Annotated in this window: 16 protein-coding genes and 2 tRNA genes; all 18 read right to left on the bottom strand. The window is 36.0% G+C overall.

The features are described from left to right. Positions 1–23 precede the first annotated feature (23 nt). The 18 genes from QE109_RS15950 to QE109_RS15865 all read right to left on the bottom strand — a co-directional run bounded on the left by QE109_RS15950 (position 24) and on the right by QE109_RS15865 (position 17,338). Positions 24–1,700 carry an acyl-CoA mutase large subunit family protein gene (locus QE109_RS15950; RefSeq protein ID WP_281095549.1) on the bottom strand — a complete coding sequence of 559 codons (1,677 nt, stop codon included), beginning with the start codon at positions 1,698–1,700 and terminating at the stop codon, positions 24–26. Positions 1,701–1,936: 236 nt separating this feature from the next. Further along, on the bottom strand, positions 1,937–2,518 hold the full coding sequence (locus QE109_RS15945; RefSeq protein ID WP_281095548.1) for a class I SAM-dependent methyltransferase: 582 nt from the start codon (positions 2,516–2,518) through the stop codon (positions 1,937–1,939). A 44-nt stretch (positions 2,519–2,562) separates the two neighbouring features. After that, positions 2,563–3,114 carry a Fe-S-containing hydro-lyase gene (locus QE109_RS15940; protein WP_281095547.1) on the bottom strand — a complete coding sequence of 184 codons (552 nt, stop codon included), beginning with the start codon at positions 3,112–3,114 and terminating at the stop codon, positions 2,563–2,565. Between the two features lie 9 nt (positions 3,115–3,123). Continuing rightward, on the bottom strand, positions 3,124–3,966 hold the full coding sequence (locus QE109_RS15935) for a fumarate hydratase (protein ID WP_281095546.1): 843 nt from the start codon (positions 3,964–3,966) through the stop codon (positions 3,124–3,126). Positions 3,967–3,974: 8 nt separating this feature from the next. Further along, complete coding sequence (locus tag QE109_RS15930; protein WP_281095545.1) at positions 3,975–4,373, bottom strand: thioesterase family protein; 399 nt, start codon at positions 4,371–4,373, stop codon at positions 3,975–3,977. Between the two features lie 111 nt (positions 4,374–4,484). Continuing rightward, the gene (gene ftsH, locus QE109_RS15925; protein ID WP_281095544.1) at positions 4,485–6,467 is read right to left on the bottom strand and encodes an ATP-dependent zinc metalloprotease FtsH; all 1,983 of its coding nucleotides are present in this window, start codon (positions 6,465–6,467) and stop codon (positions 4,485–4,487) included. A gap of 44 nt (positions 6,468–6,511) precedes the next feature. Continuing rightward, positions 6,512–7,864: a tRNA lysidine(34) synthetase TilS gene (tilS, locus tag QE109_RS15920; protein ID WP_281095562.1), complete on the bottom strand. Its 1,353-nt coding sequence runs from the start codon at positions 7,862–7,864 to the stop codon at positions 6,512–6,514. Positions 7,865–7,898: 34 nt separating this feature from the next. Beyond that, positions 7,899–9,248 (bottom strand): TldD/PmbA family protein, encoded by a 1,350-nt coding sequence (locus QE109_RS15915; RefSeq protein WP_281095543.1) that lies wholly within the window; start codon positions 9,246–9,248, stop codon positions 7,899–7,901. After that, positions 9,248–10,636, bottom strand: a complete 1,389-nt coding sequence (locus QE109_RS15910) for a TldD/PmbA family protein (RefSeq protein WP_281095542.1) — start codon at positions 10,634–10,636, stop codon at positions 9,248–9,250. The genes QE109_RS15915 and QE109_RS15910 overlap by 1 nt, the downstream gene beginning before the upstream one ends. A 231-nt stretch (positions 10,637–10,867) precedes the next feature. Further along, a tRNA-Thr gene (locus QE109_RS15905) sits at positions 10,868–10,943 on the bottom strand. Between the two features lie 143 nt (positions 10,944–11,086). Next, positions 11,087–11,163 (bottom strand) — tRNA-Asp (locus tag QE109_RS15900). Between the two features lie 78 nt (positions 11,164–11,241). Next, a complete protein-coding gene (locus QE109_RS15895) occupies positions 11,242–12,162 on the bottom strand; it encodes a Ppx/GppA phosphatase family protein (RefSeq protein ID WP_281095541.1) in 921 nt (306 codons plus the stop codon). Between the two features lies 1 nt (position 12,163). Next, complete coding sequence (locus QE109_RS15890) at positions 12,164–12,475, bottom strand: FtsB family cell division protein (protein WP_281095540.1); 312 nt, start codon at positions 12,473–12,475, stop codon at positions 12,164–12,166. Between the two features lie 18 nt (positions 12,476–12,493). Beyond that, positions 12,494–12,736 (bottom strand): RNA-binding S4 domain-containing protein, encoded by a 243-nt coding sequence (locus QE109_RS15885; protein ID WP_281095539.1) that lies wholly within the window; start codon positions 12,734–12,736, stop codon positions 12,494–12,496. Positions 12,737–12,806: 70 nt separating this feature from the next. Next, positions 12,807–13,085, bottom strand: coding sequence for an HU family DNA-binding protein (locus QE109_RS15880; protein WP_281095538.1), 279 nt, complete (start codon positions 13,083–13,085; stop codon positions 12,807–12,809). Between the two features lie 88 nt (positions 13,086–13,173). After that, entirely contained in the window at positions 13,174–14,625 is a 1,452-nt protein-coding gene (gene yabN / locus QE109_RS15875) for a bifunctional methyltransferase/pyrophosphohydrolase YabN (protein ID WP_281095537.1), read from the bottom strand. Positions 14,626–14,635: 10 nt separating this feature from the next. Next, positions 14,636–16,252 carry a putative polysaccharide biosynthesis protein gene (locus QE109_RS15870; protein ID WP_281095536.1) on the bottom strand — a complete coding sequence of 539 codons (1,617 nt, stop codon included), beginning with the start codon at positions 16,250–16,252 and terminating at the stop codon, positions 14,636–14,638. Between the two features lie 75 nt (positions 16,253–16,327). Next, on the bottom strand, positions 16,328–17,338 hold the full coding sequence (locus tag QE109_RS15865; RefSeq protein ID WP_281095535.1) for a peptidylprolyl isomerase: 1,011 nt from the start codon (positions 17,336–17,338) through the stop codon (positions 16,328–16,330). Positions 17,339–17,397 lie beyond the last annotated feature (59 nt).

The following is a 17,397-nucleotide window of genomic DNA, read 5'->3' as shown; positions in this document are numbered from 1 at the left end:
ATCCTCCTTCTAACCACTTGGTTTTATAGGTTAACTGATTGTTGGTATTCACCAAACACTTCTCTCATTACGCCACATACTTCTCCAAGTGTCGCATACGCTTTAACTGCTTCCAAGATGTAAGGCATTACATTATCTGTTCCCTCACATGCTGTTTTAAGCGCCATTAACGTTTCGTTTACTTTTGTGTTATCACGTTTTGCGCGAAGTTCAACCAATTTTTGTTTTTGCATCTCGCCTACTGAAGGATCGACTCTTAATAGTCCTTTTGGTGCTTCTTCTTCGATTTGGTATTTGTTCATACCTACTACGATAATCTCACCAGCTTCGACTTTCTTTTGATAGTCATATGATGCATCCATGATTTCTGATTGGATATAGCCCATATCAATTGCTTTTGTTGCGCCACCGATATCATCAATTTTCTTGATGTATGCCATTGCTGCATCTTCGATTTCTTTTGTTTTTGCTTCTATATAATATGAACCTGCAAGTGGATCTACTACTTCTGTTACACCACTTTCATGTGCTACGATTTGTTGTGTTCTAAGTGCTACTCTTACTGAATCTTCTGTTGGAAGTGCAAGTGCCTCATCTTTAGAGTTTGTGTGTAAGCTTTGTGTGCCACCTAGTACTGCTGCAAGTGTTTGAATCGCAACTCTTACGATGTTGTTTTCTGGTTGTTGTGCTGTAAGTGTTGAACCACCTGTTTGTGTATGGAACTTAAGTTGCATAGATTTTGCACTCGTAGCGCCAAATCTTTCTTTCATAATTCTAGCCCAAAGTCTTCTTGCTGCTCTGTATTTTGCTACTTCTTCAAGTAAATCGTTGTGTGCGTTGAAGAAGAATGATAATCTCGGTGCGAAATCATCTACGTTTAAGCCAGCTTTTACTGCTGCTTCTACATATGCAATACCATCTGCAAGTGTAAAACCTACTTCTTGTGCTGCTGTTGAGCCTGCTTCTCTGATATGGTATCCAGAAATTGAGATTGTATTCCAAAGTGGTACATCTTTTGAACAGAACGCAAAGATATCTGTGATCAGTCTCATTGATGGCTCTGTTGGGAATATATAAGTACCTCTTGCGATATACTCTTTTAAGATATCATTTTGAATGGTACCTCTTAATTTTTCTGATGAAACGCCTTGTTTTTCAGCTACTGCAATATACATTGCAAGTAGTACTGATGCTGGTGCGTTGATCGTCATTGATGTACTTACTTTATCTAGTGGAATACCATCAAATAAGATTTCCATATCTGCAAGTGAATCGATTGCAACACCAACTTTACCAACTTCACCTTCTGAAAGTGCGTGGTCTGAATCGTAACCGATCTGTGTTGGAAGGTCAAATGCTACTGATAAGCCGCCTGATCCTTGTTCTACTAGGAACTTATAACGCTTGTTAGACTCTTCTGCTGTTGCAAATCCTGCATACATTCTCATTGTCCAGAATTGACCACGGTACATCGTTGGCTGTACACCACGTGTAAATGGAAATTGTCCTGGTAAACCAAGGTCGTTCATGTAATCAAGTTCTGATACATCTGCAGGTGTATAGTATCTGTTTACAGGTGCACCTGAGCCAGTTGTGAACTCTTTTTTTCTTTCTGGTCTTTTTTGCAATTTTTCTTGCGTTTTAGCATTTTCTTTATCTACAGCATCTTTAAGAATAGAAATCTGATTCTTATCAAACATTCTAAATCCTCCTTCACTATTTTTCTCCGCATCGGGTTTTACCTATACTAGAATATCACAAATCCCATTAAAATACATTGTTTTTGACAAAGTATAATTGTATACTTTAATTACTTTTTTATAAAGAATTTAACGAATTAATGACTTTTCATATTTGCAAGAAATCTTGCATATAGTCCCTTCACACAAAAAAAGACCTCCAGAAACACCTATATCTATGTTTTGGAGGACTATCTTTATTTTTTTTTAAGTATTACATTGAGCCAATTTTGATCTAGATGATCTTGACGAGCATCTTGCGTTTGCCAAATCTCTATAATTTCAAAATCACCATTTTGTGACATAAGTCTATTAAATTTTTCTTCATTAAAATCATTAAAAAAACGTCCATGCCTTATTAGTTCTTCATTGCCATATTTAAAAGATATATACATCACACCTTTATCCACAAGCGCCTCATGACAACGTACTAGAACATCTCTAATTTCATCTTCATTAAAATGAAAAAAGACTGCACTTGCCCAAATTCCATCGAACTCGTTTTTATACTTAATATCTTTAACATCGACCAATAGAACTTCAGTGTTCAGTAAAATCTTTCCGCGATTATATACTTCTAGTGCAAAATCAATTGAAACTACTTCGTAACCTTTTGCGTCAAAGTGAAGGCTATCTCTTCCTGAACCAAATCCAACATCCAAAAGTTTAGCACCAGGCTTTAAAAATTTTTCAAAACGTTCATATATAGGTTTCAAATCAAGTTCAAGTGTGTTTTCAATCATTCCTGAAGCATTAGCGTTGTAGTATTGTTTAATCATCTACATTCCCCCTTTTTCTTTTTACCTAATCAACACACGTTATATTATTTTTTATATTTATCTGGTTCAGTCTCATACAAATTATTCCCTTCAGAGTCTATCACTACAATCGCAGGAAAATCAACAACTTCTAACCTTCTTAACGCTTCTGGACCTAACTCTTCAAAAGCAACAACTGTATTGCTTTTAATGGTACTTGCAATCAATGCACCTGCCCCGCCAATTGCAGCAAAATAAATAGCTGTATGCTTTTTCATACTATCGATCACTTTCTCTTCTCTATCACCTTTTCCAATCATACCTTTCAAACCCTTTTCAAGCAAGGGATCTGTTAAATCGTCCATCCTATAACTTGTTGTCGGTCCACAGGCTCCTATTACAGCGCCAGGTCTTGCAGGCGATGGCCCAGCATAGTATATGATTTGTCCATTAAAATCCATTGGTAGCGCTTCGTTATTACGAATAAGGTTTACTAACTTCAAATGTGCTGCGTCTCTAGCGGTGTATATTTCACCACTAATCAAAACCTGGTCTCCAGCTTTAAGCGATTTACATTTTTCATCATTTAACGGTGTATTTATCAATATTTTATCCATTTTCACCCTCTATAAAACAACTTTTTTATGACGTGATGCATGACAATTTATATTAACAACAACAGGTAGTCCAGCAATGTGCGTTGGATACGTCTCCGCATGTACCGCCAAAGCTGTAGTTATACCGCCTAATCCTTGTGGTCCGATTCCTAAATGATTGATTTCTTCAAGCAGCTCTTCTTCCATCTGAGCGATATGAGGAAGTTCATTTTTTTGACCTAATGGTCTAAGAAGTGACTTTTTAGCAATTTGCGCTGCTTTATCTATCGTGCCACCAATCCCAATGCCCACAACTATAGGAGGACAGGGGTTAGGACCCGCCATTTTAACTGTTTCAATCACAAAATTCATGATACCACTCATTCCATCTGATGGTTTGAGCATCTTTGATTTTGACATGTTTTCACTTCCAAAGCCTTTTGATGCAAGCTCAATTTCAAACACATCTCCCTCAACGACATCAAAATAGATCACAGCAGGTGTATTATCACCCGAATTCTTTCTTAAAACAGGATCACTAACAACAGATTTTCTTAAGTAGCCTTCGGCATAACCTTGTCTAACACCTTCATTGATAGCATCAGATATAGCACCATCTTCAACTAAAACATTTTGTCCTAATGTGACAAAAGCAACAATCATACCCGTATCTTGACAGATTGGGGCTGTATACTTTTGAGCGATTTCAGCGTTTTTAATCAAGTCTTCAATAATGCTGATCCCAACAGGAGATTTTTCAACTTTTTTTGCATTTTCAAAAGCTTCGCTGATTAAAGGATCAATTTCATAATTCATGGTTATACAGGCTTCCTTGACCGCTTGAATAATTGCATTTACACTTATACGCTTCATATTCCCACCTATTTCTTATTTGACTTATTATTAACTCTCTCTAAAAACTTTTCAGCATTTATAATATATCTACCATGTGTACCATCACCAATCTTCTCAACTTCGTCATATGCTTCAACTTTAAAGAGCAACTTTTTTCCATCGATCTCTAATAACTCAGCTGTGGCAGTAACCTTATGCCCCACAGGTGTAGCAGCAATGTGTTTAACATCTAAGAAAGTCCCCACTGTACTATAAACTGACTCTAATCCACTTTGCGCACAGTTGAGAGCCGCATTTTCCATTAGTCCTATCATCATTGGTGTAGAAAATACCAATATATTGCCACTACCAAAAGCAGCTGCAGTGTGTTTTTCTTCAACGATTAATTCAGAAGTAAATTTATCACCAATCTTCAATGTATGCATCCTAATCCTCCAAATATTAATATATGTTAATCATACCATTTCGACGTATTGAAATAAAAGAACTTTTTATAAAAAAAAGATGGTTTTCACCATCTTTATATTTAATACTATTTAACTTTTTGCAGCATCACTAAAAGGATTGTCCGCTTTAGCTTCTGGGTTCTCTTTTTCTTTCATTGCATTCATTTTTTCATAAGCGATTCTTTCTAGTTCTTCTTGCTCACGAAATGCTTTTCTTTCTTCTTCTATCTGTCCTTTAGCTGCTTCAACTTCTATTGTGAGTTTATCTATTCCCTCATTAAATGCCAATAAGAATTCTTCACCACTAATGGTCTCAAATTTAAGAAGCGCCTCTGCAATAACATGTAGTTTGTCGATATGCTCTTCAAGCAATGTTTTTGCCTTATCATATGCAGTATCAACAATATTTCTAACTTCACGGTCTATTTCTGCTGCAACATGCTCAGAATAATTTTTCATGGAATTAAAATCTCTTCCAATAAAAACTTCATCTTCCGTATCATAGCTCATAGAACCTAGATTTTCACTCATTGCATATTTCATAACCATTGCCTTAGCAATTTTCGTCACACGACTTAAATCGTTTTGAGCACCTGTGCTAATATCACCTAAGATTAGGCTTTCAGCAACTCGACCACCCAAAAGTATGATAAGTTCACGTTCCATACCTTTTTTAGTTGCGTAACTTCTATCTTCTTCAGGTAATTGCATAGTGAATCCACCAGCTCTCCCCCTTGGGATAATTGTTACTTGATGAACCGGATCAGAATCAGGTACTACTTTTGCAAGTACAGCATGCCCCGCTTCATGATATGCAGTTAATTTTCTTTCCTTAGGACTTACAATTCTACTTTTCTTCTCAACACCTGCGATGACTTTTGTAATAGACTCTTTAATTGACTCCATACGAATGACTTTGTCATCTTTTCTAGCGGATAATAAAGCAGCTTCATTCATAACATTTTCAAGATCAGCAGGCGTAAAACCAGGTGTACTTTGAGCCAATTTAGCATAATCTACATCTGGTGCGACCGGTTTGTTCTTTGCATGAATTTTGATAATTTGTTCTCTTTCACGAATATCAGGAATTCCAACCATAACTTGTCTATCAAAACGACCTGGTCTAAGCAATGCTGGATCCAAAATATCAGGTCTGTTAGTTGCAGCAATAACGATAACACCTTGATTGTCACCAAAGCCATCCATTTCAACCAACAACTGATTTAATGTTTGTTCACGTTCATCATGTCCGCCGCCAAGACCTGCACCTCTTCGTCTACCAACGGCATCAATCTCATCAATAAAAACGATACATGGTGCACTTTTTTTAGCTTCTTCAAATAAGTCTCTTACTCTAGATGCACCAACACCAACAAACATTTCAACGAAATCTGATCCTGAAATTGTATAAAATGGTACGCCAGCTTCACCAGCACAAGCTTTTGACAAATATGTCTTACCTGTTCCAGGAGGTCCTACCATTAAGATACCTTTTGGAATACGCGCACCTAATGCTAAGAATTTACGAGGTGCTTTCAAAAACTCTACGATTTCTTCCATTTCTTCTTTTTCTTCTTTTAAACCAGCGACATCAGCAAAAGTTATCTTTTTGCTTGAGTCTTTGACAATTTTAGCTCTACTTTTCCCAAATGACATCACTTTTGATCCGCCACCTTGAGAATTTTGCATAAATACAAACCAAAATACCACTAACAGTAACACCATTATAATTGTTGGTAATATTTCCAACAAAAACGGTGTACCAGCTGGTTGAATTCCTTTTACGGGTAATACACTGCCATCGGCAATTTTTGTTATGATTAGCTCACCCGTTTTAAGCGCCAACATGCTTGGTACATAGGTCGTGAAATTTGTTTCATCACTCAATACGCCAGATACCTTGTTGCCGTCTATTTGAACTTCTTTAATTTGATCGTTTCCCAATTTAAGAATGAATTCATCATATGACAATTCTGTGGTCTTTTGAGTATTTACGCCGTTAAGCGTTACAAAAACCAAAATTGCGATAAATATCATAATATAAATCGAGGCACCTTTCAAACCTTTCTTCATAGCATCCTCCTTCGTCGAGTATACATCATATTATTTTAGCATAATTAATTAAGTTCAACAAGTTCTTGAAAACTGATAATTATGATGTTTTTAGTATCCGGTGTAATTTTGACCAAATCACTGATTCTCATATTCTCTACCCATACTATTTTTTCTTCATCACATACCAGACGAATCGTTTCTCTTTTTAAGAACGGGACTTTTTCATCAATAAAATAATCTTTTATTTTCTTATGTCCTTTCATGCCCAATGGCACGAAGCGATCACCAGCTTTTCTATTTCTAGTGTATAACTTTCCTTTGATCTTATCAAAATCCAATGCAACTTTATAATCGTTTAACTCCATCTTACTCATCTGTGAAATTGGAACAACAGTTTGATAAAGTGTAAACGCATTATCATTTTGTAAATCAGGGTTTTTAATGTGATTTACCGGAAAAAGGTATAGATCAGTACTACTTAACCTCGCCATATAATTCGCATTGATAGTTGCAATCGCACCTACTCTCTCGAGATCGATGATACGCTGAATCACATCAAAACCAATATTATACAAACTTCCCGATAGTGTTTTTATAGCATACCGCAGAAGTTGCTGTTGTTCTGCCAAATGTAATTCACAAAATTTTTGAGTGGAGATCTTAATCACTTCATCATTGTAAGTACACAGTTCTTCAAAAAGTTTTTTTTGCTTTACGAGCCAATAATCCTTCTCAATTTTCATTAATTGAACTGTTTTATCAATTGCATCACCACATGACTGTTCAAAAGCTTCGTTCATCATCGGTAAAACGCGGTTTCTAATTTTATTTCTCAGATAATGATTTTCGTTGTTTGTATGATCGATACGGGGATTAAGTTCATATTTTTCACAATATTTTTCAACTTCATCTCTAGCAACATCTAAGATTGGCCTTATGATTATATCATCTCTCATATAATCAATAGAAGACAGTCCATCAATACCAGCACCTCTCATCAAATTTATGAGGAAAGTTTCAACAACGTCATTTTTATTATGTGCAATGGCGATGCGGTCCGCACTGTAATGACTAAAAATTTCATTGAATTTATCATATCTTACTTTTCTGCCGGCTTCTTCAAAAGACATATTATTTTCGCTTGCAAACTGTTCAACATCAACCCGAAAAGTATGACAAGGAATATCAAATTCTTTGCAAAAACCTTTTACATACTCCTCATCAGCGTCAGCCAACTTACCTCTTAGCATGTGATTAACATGCACCGCTACAATTTTTATTGATAGTTCATCACGCAACCTCGACAGTGCATGGAGCATCGCTAGCGAATCTGGTCCTCCAGAAAAACCAACAATGATACAATTGCCCCGTTCGATCATATTGTGTTTTTCAATGGTAGCCATCATCTTATCCATTAACACCAAATCACATCCTCCATACCTCTACTATTTATTCACCCGAGATACTTAACTGTTTGATTTTAACAGAAGCAGCTCCAGTATAGTCAGAAGAAAGAATTGAAAATCTAAAGTCATTTGCGAAACATTCAATATCCATTAACATTTCAAAAAAATTACCTGCTACTGTGATTTGACTCACAGGTTTAGTCAGCGCACCATTTTCTATCATATAACCATAGCACTGTAAAGAAAAATCTCCTGAAATAGTGTTAATTCCCGCGTGTAATCCTTGAAGTTCCAATATATATACACCTGTATCAATAGTTGAAACCACTTCTTCTAAAGATTTCTCTCCTGGTTTGATCACAAGATTACTAGGTGCAATACCCACAGTTCCTTTATATGACCCTTTGCTCGCATTCCCAGTTGAAACAACACCAGCTTTACTAGCAGTTTTAAGATTATGGAAAAACGTCTTCAAAACACCATCTTCAATAACAGGCTTTTTCATAGTTGCTACACCTTCTGCATCAAAAGAAGATGATGACAAAGCACCTTTTAAATGAGGATCATCATATAAAGTAAGTTCTGATGAAGCAATGACTTCACCTAATTTATCCCCTAACTTAGATAGGTTCTTTTGAACGCGTTCAGCATTTAAAATACCCATATAAGCACTAAACAATTGAGCAAATGTTTCATTTTTAATAACAACTGGACACTTAACAGATTTAATGGATTTCGCACCTAGCATTTTAAGTGCTTCTCCTGTTGCTTCTCTTGTGATTTTTTCTATTGATAAATCCGAAAAAGAATTTGAAATGTCATAGCCTAAGCCTGTTCTTTTGTCCTCATTTTCTTCTACAATTGCAACTGCATAAGCCAAACAATAATTTACTTGATCAGTGACATCAAGTCCATTGGTATTTTTAATTCTTCGGATAGATTCAACTTCATCATAACTATTTTGAGACATCGTTTTAACACGTGGATCATCCGTTAAAATAGACTGTTCTAAATCAAGCATAAACTGTATTTTCTTTTCAATAGAAACCCGTTCCAATTCTGGGTTGAAATTATCTACTTCAGCATATTCGCCTGATCCATCGTGTAAAAAAACCTCATCCTCTATTTCAATTACTTTAGCATTTGCATATGCTTCGTTTACCAACATCTCAATTGACGACTCATCCATAATCTCAGTATACGAATAGCCTAACTTGCCATCAACCATCCCTCGATAGCTTAACCCACCATCTTCAGAAACGTTAAATTTGTCAATTTGACCTTGATATACCGAAATTTCAGTATTTTTGTTATTTACATAATATATTTCTTGCGCATCAAATCCTTTTGTTGAACCTTTTGCGAAGAGCGCTTCAATAAATTGCTCATTCATCACGCTTCCTCCCTTCCACCAACAGTTATTTCTGATACTTTAAGTGCAGGTTGTCCAAGACCAGCCGGTATTGAACCACTTACCGAACCGCACATACCTTCGCCTGAGTCAAAGTTATCGCTCACCATCTCAATTTTCTTAAGTATTTCAAGTCCTGTTCCTATAAGTGTTGCTCCTTTAATTGGTTCAGTAATTTTACCGTTTTCAACGAGGTAGCCCTCTTGAACCGCAAAATTGAACTCACCTGTAGCTGTATTAACTGAACCACCACCAAGATACTTAGCATAAACGCCATACTCAATTGAAGCAATCATATCATCAAATTTTGAAGTACCATTTAATATATACGTGTTCGTCATACGAGAAGTTGGAGCAAATTTATAAGATTGGCGACGTGAAGAGCCTGTTATATCCATCTTCATCCTTCTAGCATTTAACTTATCAATCATATAACCTTTTAATATGCCGTTTTCAATAAGAATATTTCTTTGCGTTGGAGTGCCTTCGTCATCTACATCCGAAGAACCCCATTCGTTTAATACAGTACCATCATCCACAGCACTTACAACATCAGAAGCAATTTTCTCTCCTAGTTTGCCTGCAAATACACTATTGCCTTTTGCAACTGAGGTAGCTTCAAGACCATGACCACATGCTTCATGGAAAATTACACCGCCGAACTTATTATCAAGTACTACTGGAAATTTACCACTTGGAGATGCTTTTGCATCTAACATTGTTACTGCGATTCTTGAAGATTCTCTCCCTATCCAATCGACATCAATTTCGTCATAAAGTTCGAATCCTTTTCCAGCACCTTTACCCATGTTGCCACTTTGCAATTTTTCAGCACGTTTAGCAACAGAACTCACAGTATATCTCGTTCTTGTTCTCTGATCTTCCACAAATTTGCCTTCTGTATTTGCGATAAGAACATTTTGAGTATAATCTAGATAATTTACAACTACTTGATCAATTAATGCATCATATGTTTTTGCAGCTTCGTAACCTCGACGCATTAGTTTAACTTTCTGATCTTTTGTTATGCCACCCGGCATCTTAATTATAGGATGTAAATTTCGTCTTGGTGATACCGTAAAGTCTATCGCTGCATTTTTAGGAACGCCACTTAACGCTGTCGCTGCTTTTTTTGCAACCGCAATTAAGTGATCTCTATTTTTCTCACAGGTATAGGTATATACACTATTAAAGCCACTAAAAATTCTTATACCAATACCGAAATCTCTTCCAGAGAGGGACTTTTCAACTTTACCTTGAACCATTTCTATCGAATTGTTAAATCGATCTTCGACAAATACCTCAGCAAAATCACCACCTGTTGACATTGCTGCAGATAAAACATCCTTCAAAATTTCTTTGCTAAGCATGAAGTACCTCCATTTTATTACCGTTTCACTCTATCATAAGCACTAATCATAGCGTAACTAAGGCAATAATGTAAATTTTTTATTAAAGTTAATCTGAAAACACATAAAATCTTCAACTTTCGCTTCATTTTATGTGTATATTTACTATTTTAAACAAATACGATGCATACCTCAACCTATTCTTCTAATTTATCAAAAAAATAAAAAAAACAGCACTAAAATGCTGTTTAATGGAGCCGGTGATGGGACTCGAACCCGCGACCTACTGATTACAAGTCAGTTGCTCTACCAATTGAGCTACACCGGCACATGTTACAACCTCATAGCAACTATTGTTGCTCATGTCGGTCTAAAACCTCCTGCAACTAATGTTGCTCATGTCGGTCTAAAACCTCCTGCAACTAAAGTTGCTCATGTCGGTCTAAATTTTGTAACACAAAATTTAGTTAATGGCGATCCAGAACGGACTCGAACCGTCGACCTCTAGCGTGACAGGCTAGCGTTCTAACCAACTGAACTACTGGACCATATAATGATGCGACAAGATTGATTTTACATGATTATTATTCTTATGTCAATATTTTTAAAGAAAAACTTTTAAAAGATTACAAACGTTTATATTGGTATGCTGTATACCCCTCTAGATTGTCGTAATCGCTTACAGAATAAGCTTGTATCTTTAACTTTAATAAGAGTTCTTCTAATATCAAACTACCCGCTAAAATAATATCCGCACGCTTCGCTTCTAATCCAATAATCTTCTTTTTATCTTCAACATTTAATTCTAAAAGTTGCGTTGTAATTTGTGCCAATTCCTCTTGATCTACTTTTAACTGGTGTACGCTTTCTCTCGAATAATGCTCAACACTATGAACCATAGTAGCAATAGTTGTTGCAGTTCCACCAATCCCAATTGCACTATCAATTTTAAAAGCACTAATTTCTGAAACCACGGCCTCTATATGTTCTGTAATAACTGACTTCATCACAACAACTTCTTCAGGTTTAACTGGATCATTATAAACGTATGCACCAGTAAGTCTAACTGCACCAATATTTATACTTTTTGAAAATTGGATGCCATCCAGATCACCTACTATAAGTTCAGTTGATCCTCCGCCAATATCTATGATCAAGAGTTTATCTTCCGGTCTGTCATTTCCAAGTAAAACCCCTAGAAATCCGACTTCAGCTTCAAGTTCTCCTGATATAACATCAATTAGTTGACCAGTTTTAGCCATTACCATCTCAATAAAAACATCTGCATTCACAGCGTCTCTTACAGCGCTAGTTGCCATCATAAAAACATGCTCAGCACCTGCTATAATTGATTTTTTATAATAGGTCTCAACTACCTCTGCAGATAATTTCATTCGATTAACATCTAATAGCTTTGTTTCGTTAACGCCATATCCGATTCTCGTCATCTCTAGCTCTTTATGCACATTACTAAATTTGCTGCCATCAAAATCAGCAATCATAAGTCTTATAGAATTTGTTCCAATATCGATACAAGATAATTTCATATTAGTTTCCTTCCGACTCTTCTAGTTCTTTAATTAAATAGATAATTTCGTTAGGTTTAACCATTTTCAATTTTTCTCTCGCAATTTTCTCAACTGCTTCTGGTGTTTGTGAATAAGCATATTCATCAACTAATTTATCAATTTCATGTTCTAAATCGCCGATTTCTGCTCTCAACTCTTGCTGGACACCTTGGTATTCCTCTAACTTTTGATCTGCTTTCATCATTATAAATCCATAATAACCAAAAGCTAATATAATCAGAAATAACGTCAATCGATTTCTTTTGAAAAATTTGCCTTTTTTCTTTTTCATGGGGCACCTCTACTCGCTTTACGAAACTACCTCATATAGATCCTTAGCAGCATCTTTCGCTACATGTTCATCCAATGCGGTAATACGAATCGTCGTTGCTTTACTGCCTAGTGTGATTTTAACTTCATCCCCTATTTTAACTTCCGTTCCCGGCTTGGCTACTTTACCATCAACTAAAATTCTACCTTGGTCACACGCTTCTTTTGCAATGGTTCTTCTTTTAATTAAGCGCGCATTTTTTAAGTATTTATCTATACGCATATCTTCACCTCTTTGTGGTGTTAGAATCAAGAAAAAGCAGCACAGCTGCTGCTTTCTCTCATATCATAACTTATTCGTTTACAGTTTCTTTTAAAGCTTTACCAGCTTTAAATACAGGTGCTTTTGAAGCAGGGATATTGATTGTTTCTTTAGGATTTCTTGGGTTTCTACCAGTTCTTTCTTTTCTTTCTCTAACATCGAAAGTACCGAAGCCAACTAATTGAACTTTACCGCTATTAGCAAGTTCTTCTTCAACACTTTTCATGAAAGCGTTTAATGCCAATTCTGCATCTTTTTTAGTTAAACCAGATTTCTCAGCCATGCTAGCTACTAATTCAGCTTTATTCACGATATAACCTCCTAAAATATTAAGTTGTTTTAACTATTATTAGTATACGTTGAAATTTCAACTTTTACAAGAAATTTCGTGTTTTTTTTTATAAATTATCCCATTTTTTCGATTGCACCCAAAGTGCCTCCATGCGTTCTAGTAACAGGGAACTAGGTCTCGCACCAGTTTTTAACAATTCTTCCTCTATATAACTGAATCGTTTTATAAATTTCTCAGTTGCATCAACTAAACATTGTTCAGCATCAATTTTCATCAATCGTGCTACATTGGTAATGATTAAAAGCAGATCACCAAGTTCCTCAGCGATGCCATCGAAATCTTCTTTTTCAAATGCCTCTTTAACTTCTGATACCTCTTCATCGATTTTAGCAAGTGCATCTTTAGCAGTATTCCAATCAAAGCCTACATCTGATGCTCTCTTTTGCACCTTCTGAGCCCTTAAAAGCGCAGGAAGACTTTTCGATATTGAAATCATACTGTCTACGACTGTTTCATTTGATTTTTCTTTATTTTTAATTTCTTGCCAGTTAATAAGTACTTCTTCTGAATTATTAACCCTTACATCTGAGAATACATGCGGGTGTCTTCGCACCATCTTCTCACAAATTGTATTTATAATATCACTCATTTCAAAATAACCATTTTCTGATGCAATGGTAGCATGAAAAACAACTTGCAGCAAAACATCCCCTAATTCATCCACAAGCGAATCGTCATCTTCCGCGTCTATAGCTTCTTTAACTTCATATGCTTCTTCTATCAAGTAAGGGCCTAAACTTTTATGCGTTTGTTCTCGATCCCATGGACAACCATTTTCCGCTCTTAATTTAACCATGATTTGTTCAAGTTCATGTAATTCATGACGTATAGATTCTCCACCTGGTACAAATACGCTTGTTAGATGATTAAATAATTCGCTTTGGCGATCGAGTTCATACAGTGGCATCTTTTTAATTACTTCCATATCTGGAATGCCTGCACCTTGAATAACAGTAACTTCATGCGTATCTTCCCAGTACTCCATCAGCTTAAGTTTAAGCATTGAAGCGGTCATCTGGTCATATACCTGAATAAAAAGATGGTCTTTATTGGTTCTAATGATTTCAGTTTCAATCGTCAGCGCATCTAGGATAACCATCCCTTTAACAGGATCATAATGAAGCGATGTGACAATTGCATCTATAAAGCTTGCCCCGTGAATGATTTTTATATCTTTATTTGTTTTCTCCATAATCATAGCAACTGATTTTTCTGCAACAAAAGGATTTCCTGGGACTGCATATATTACATCTGAGGTTTCTGCTTTTTTTATAACTTCATCTGCAATAGCAGCATACACCTCTTCAAACGTCTCAAACTGGTCATAAAGCGCATCAAAAGATTCATATTTCATACCATTTTTCACTAGGTAACTTACTACAGGATGTCGATCTGTTCTGAGAAAAATATCGTTTGCCTGTGTGAGCTGATTAAATGCTTCAAGTGTTAAATAAGCTTGTCCGCCAGGGCCCATCCCCACAATCGTAATATTATACATGTCTTACTCCTTATTTAAAAAATCGATCACTAATTTTTTTGAGCTTACTACCTCCTGGCATTAATGCATAATCTTCATCTGTTAAAGTTTTAGTCTTAAATAGCATAAAGAAATACGCAATCATACCGATGAATATCGCAAATACCGTGGATAAATTTGGCGAAATAAACAATAACGCTAATTGACGCCCCAATAATACAACGATACTCATTACAAAAACTGAATATAGTGGTTTTAAAAGTACAGCTTTGGGGTCAAAAGTAATATTGGCACTACGTTTCATAGTGATAAGGTTCAACGTAGTGGCTGTTCCATAAGCAGCTAATGTTGATATAGCTGCGCCATATATATTGATACTTGGAATTCCAACTAATACATACGTGAGTATAATTTTTATAATTGCACCAATCATAAGGTTCATTGCAGGTCTGTTTTGCATGCTCAAACCTTGCAAGATTCCTGTAGTTACTTGGAACATCCCTAAGAAAATAACACCAAAACCTAAAATAGATAATATTTGTCCCGTTGTCTGTGCATATTGTAATTGACTTGGATATAAGAGTTCCATTATCGGTTGTGACAACAGTACCAAGCCAGCAGTAGCTGGTAGACTTATAATTAAAGTCATGCGAATACCATTTTGAATAGTGCTACTTAAAGATTTAACTTCTTTTTGTACATAAAATGCTGCCACTGCAGGAACAATGCTTATCTGAATAGCTGATGTAATCACTTGTGGCAAGTTAACAAGAACCGCAGCGTATCCGCTTAACATTCCATATAGATCATTGGCTTGTTCTCCCATACCGATATCTGTTAAACGGTTCATAACAAGCATAACATCTATAGTGCTCATAAGCGGCATAACTGCTGCACCAAGTGTTATTGGGACTGCAATCATAGCAATTCGCTTCATAATTTCACTTGTTTCTTGTGCTTTACCAGTCATTAATTTGGAATGTGCTTCAAAATGTTTTTTCCTAAACTTTTTATACAAAAGGAAAATTACAAATAAGCCCGCAATTGCACCCGTTGTTGCGCCAAAGGTCGCACCGGCAGCTGCATACTTTGTCCCTTTATCCAATAAAAAAACAGCAAGTGCAAATCCAACAATTACTCTTCCTAGTTGCTCAAAAATCTGCGAAAGTGCAAATGGCTTCATATGCTGAAACCCCTGAAAAAAGCCTCTAAAAACTGCCATAACAGAAACAATAACAATTGCAGGCGCAAGTGCCTTAAAAGCTAATGCTGCTTCTGGATTTTTGATGATCTCGACTATCTTATCAGCGCCAAAGAACATAATAAGCGTCCCCATAAGACCTATCGACGTCATTAAAACTAATCCTGATTTAAACGTTTTATCCAGATTTCTATAATCACCCAGTGCTCTTTGCTCCGCAATTATTTTACCAAGTGCGGTGGGTAAGCCGGCAGTAGCCAGTACGATAAAGAAATTATATATTGGATAAGCACTTTGAAAATAACTCATCCCTTCGGGTCCTAACTTATCCGCTAATGGGATTTTAAAAAACGCACCTAGTATTTTTATAAATACTCCTGAAATACCCAATATAAAGGCACCTTTAACAAATGAATCTGATGCACTATGCTCATTAGACTTCGACATAATTACTCCTATTATAAAGAGGCCAGCGCTAGTCTGACCTCTCAAAGTTTATATATATTAGTAGCGTATCGCTTATTAACCTTCTGTTTTTGGTGTCACTTTATCTATAAAAGTTTCTATAGATGCAGCAGCTTTTAATTCGTCAATTTTTTTCGTGTAGTACTCGTTATAAAGACTGTCTTTAATTTGTTGTTTAAAATCGTTAATCACCGCTTCGTCTTCACCAGCCTCAATAAGCTCCGCAATTGTTTGTCGATCTTCAACCTTTATAATGTGATAGCCAAAAGAAGATTGTACAGGTTCGCCTATTTCACCAATTGGCTGCGTAAATGCAGCTTCTTCAAACTCAGCAACCATTACACCCCTTGGAAAATAGCCCAAATCTCCACCAGTAGCCACTGAACCAGTATCTGTAGAATATTGCGTTACCAGTTCTGCAAAGTCTTCACCAGCATCTAGCTTAGTTTTTACTTCTGCTGCAGTTTCTTCATCTGCAACGAGTATATGACGCGCACTTACTTGAACTGGCTCGGTTTTATACAATTCCTCTAAACGCGCTGTCTCAGCATCAATCATGCCATTTACTGTATTTGTGAATTCTTCCATCAAGATACTTCCTTGAACTTGTTTTTCAAGAAATGCATCTGTCACGCCAATAGTATCATACATTGTTTTGGTTTCTGTATCTTCTTCAAGCATTGCTTTTAATTCGTCATATTTCTCTTTAAATACATCGTCTTTAATTGTAAAACCTGTTGAGAGTACATAAGAGCGAATAAGTGAATCTTGTACTAACATATCCAAAATATCTTCTCTTAAAACATCACCAAATTTCACACCTTCAAATTCTTGAGTGAGTATATCTTCTCCATAGTACTGTTTATAAGCAGTTTCATACATCGCATAGTAAATATTAAATGTATCTATATCTACAACTTCATCATTTACTACTGCAACAGCATTTGTTCTATCAACTTTCGTTACGCCTTCTGTTGTAACACCATTTTCTTCTTTAGCACCACAACCTGTTAATGCTACCATCAGCACAACCAAAAGCAATGCTGTAATCTTTCTTAAATTAGACATATTCCCACTCCTCAAATTATTTGGTAAGTCAAAAGACTTAACGTATTCAATTTCACATA

Source organism: Fusibacter bizertensis (assembly GCF_029914245.1).
Lineage (GTDB): Bacteria > Bacillota > Clostridia > Peptostreptococcales > Acidaminobacteraceae > Fusibacter_C > Fusibacter_C bizertensis.
The sequence above is the reverse complement of the archived record's forward strand: the minus strand, read 5'-3'. Positions and strand labels throughout refer to the sequence as shown.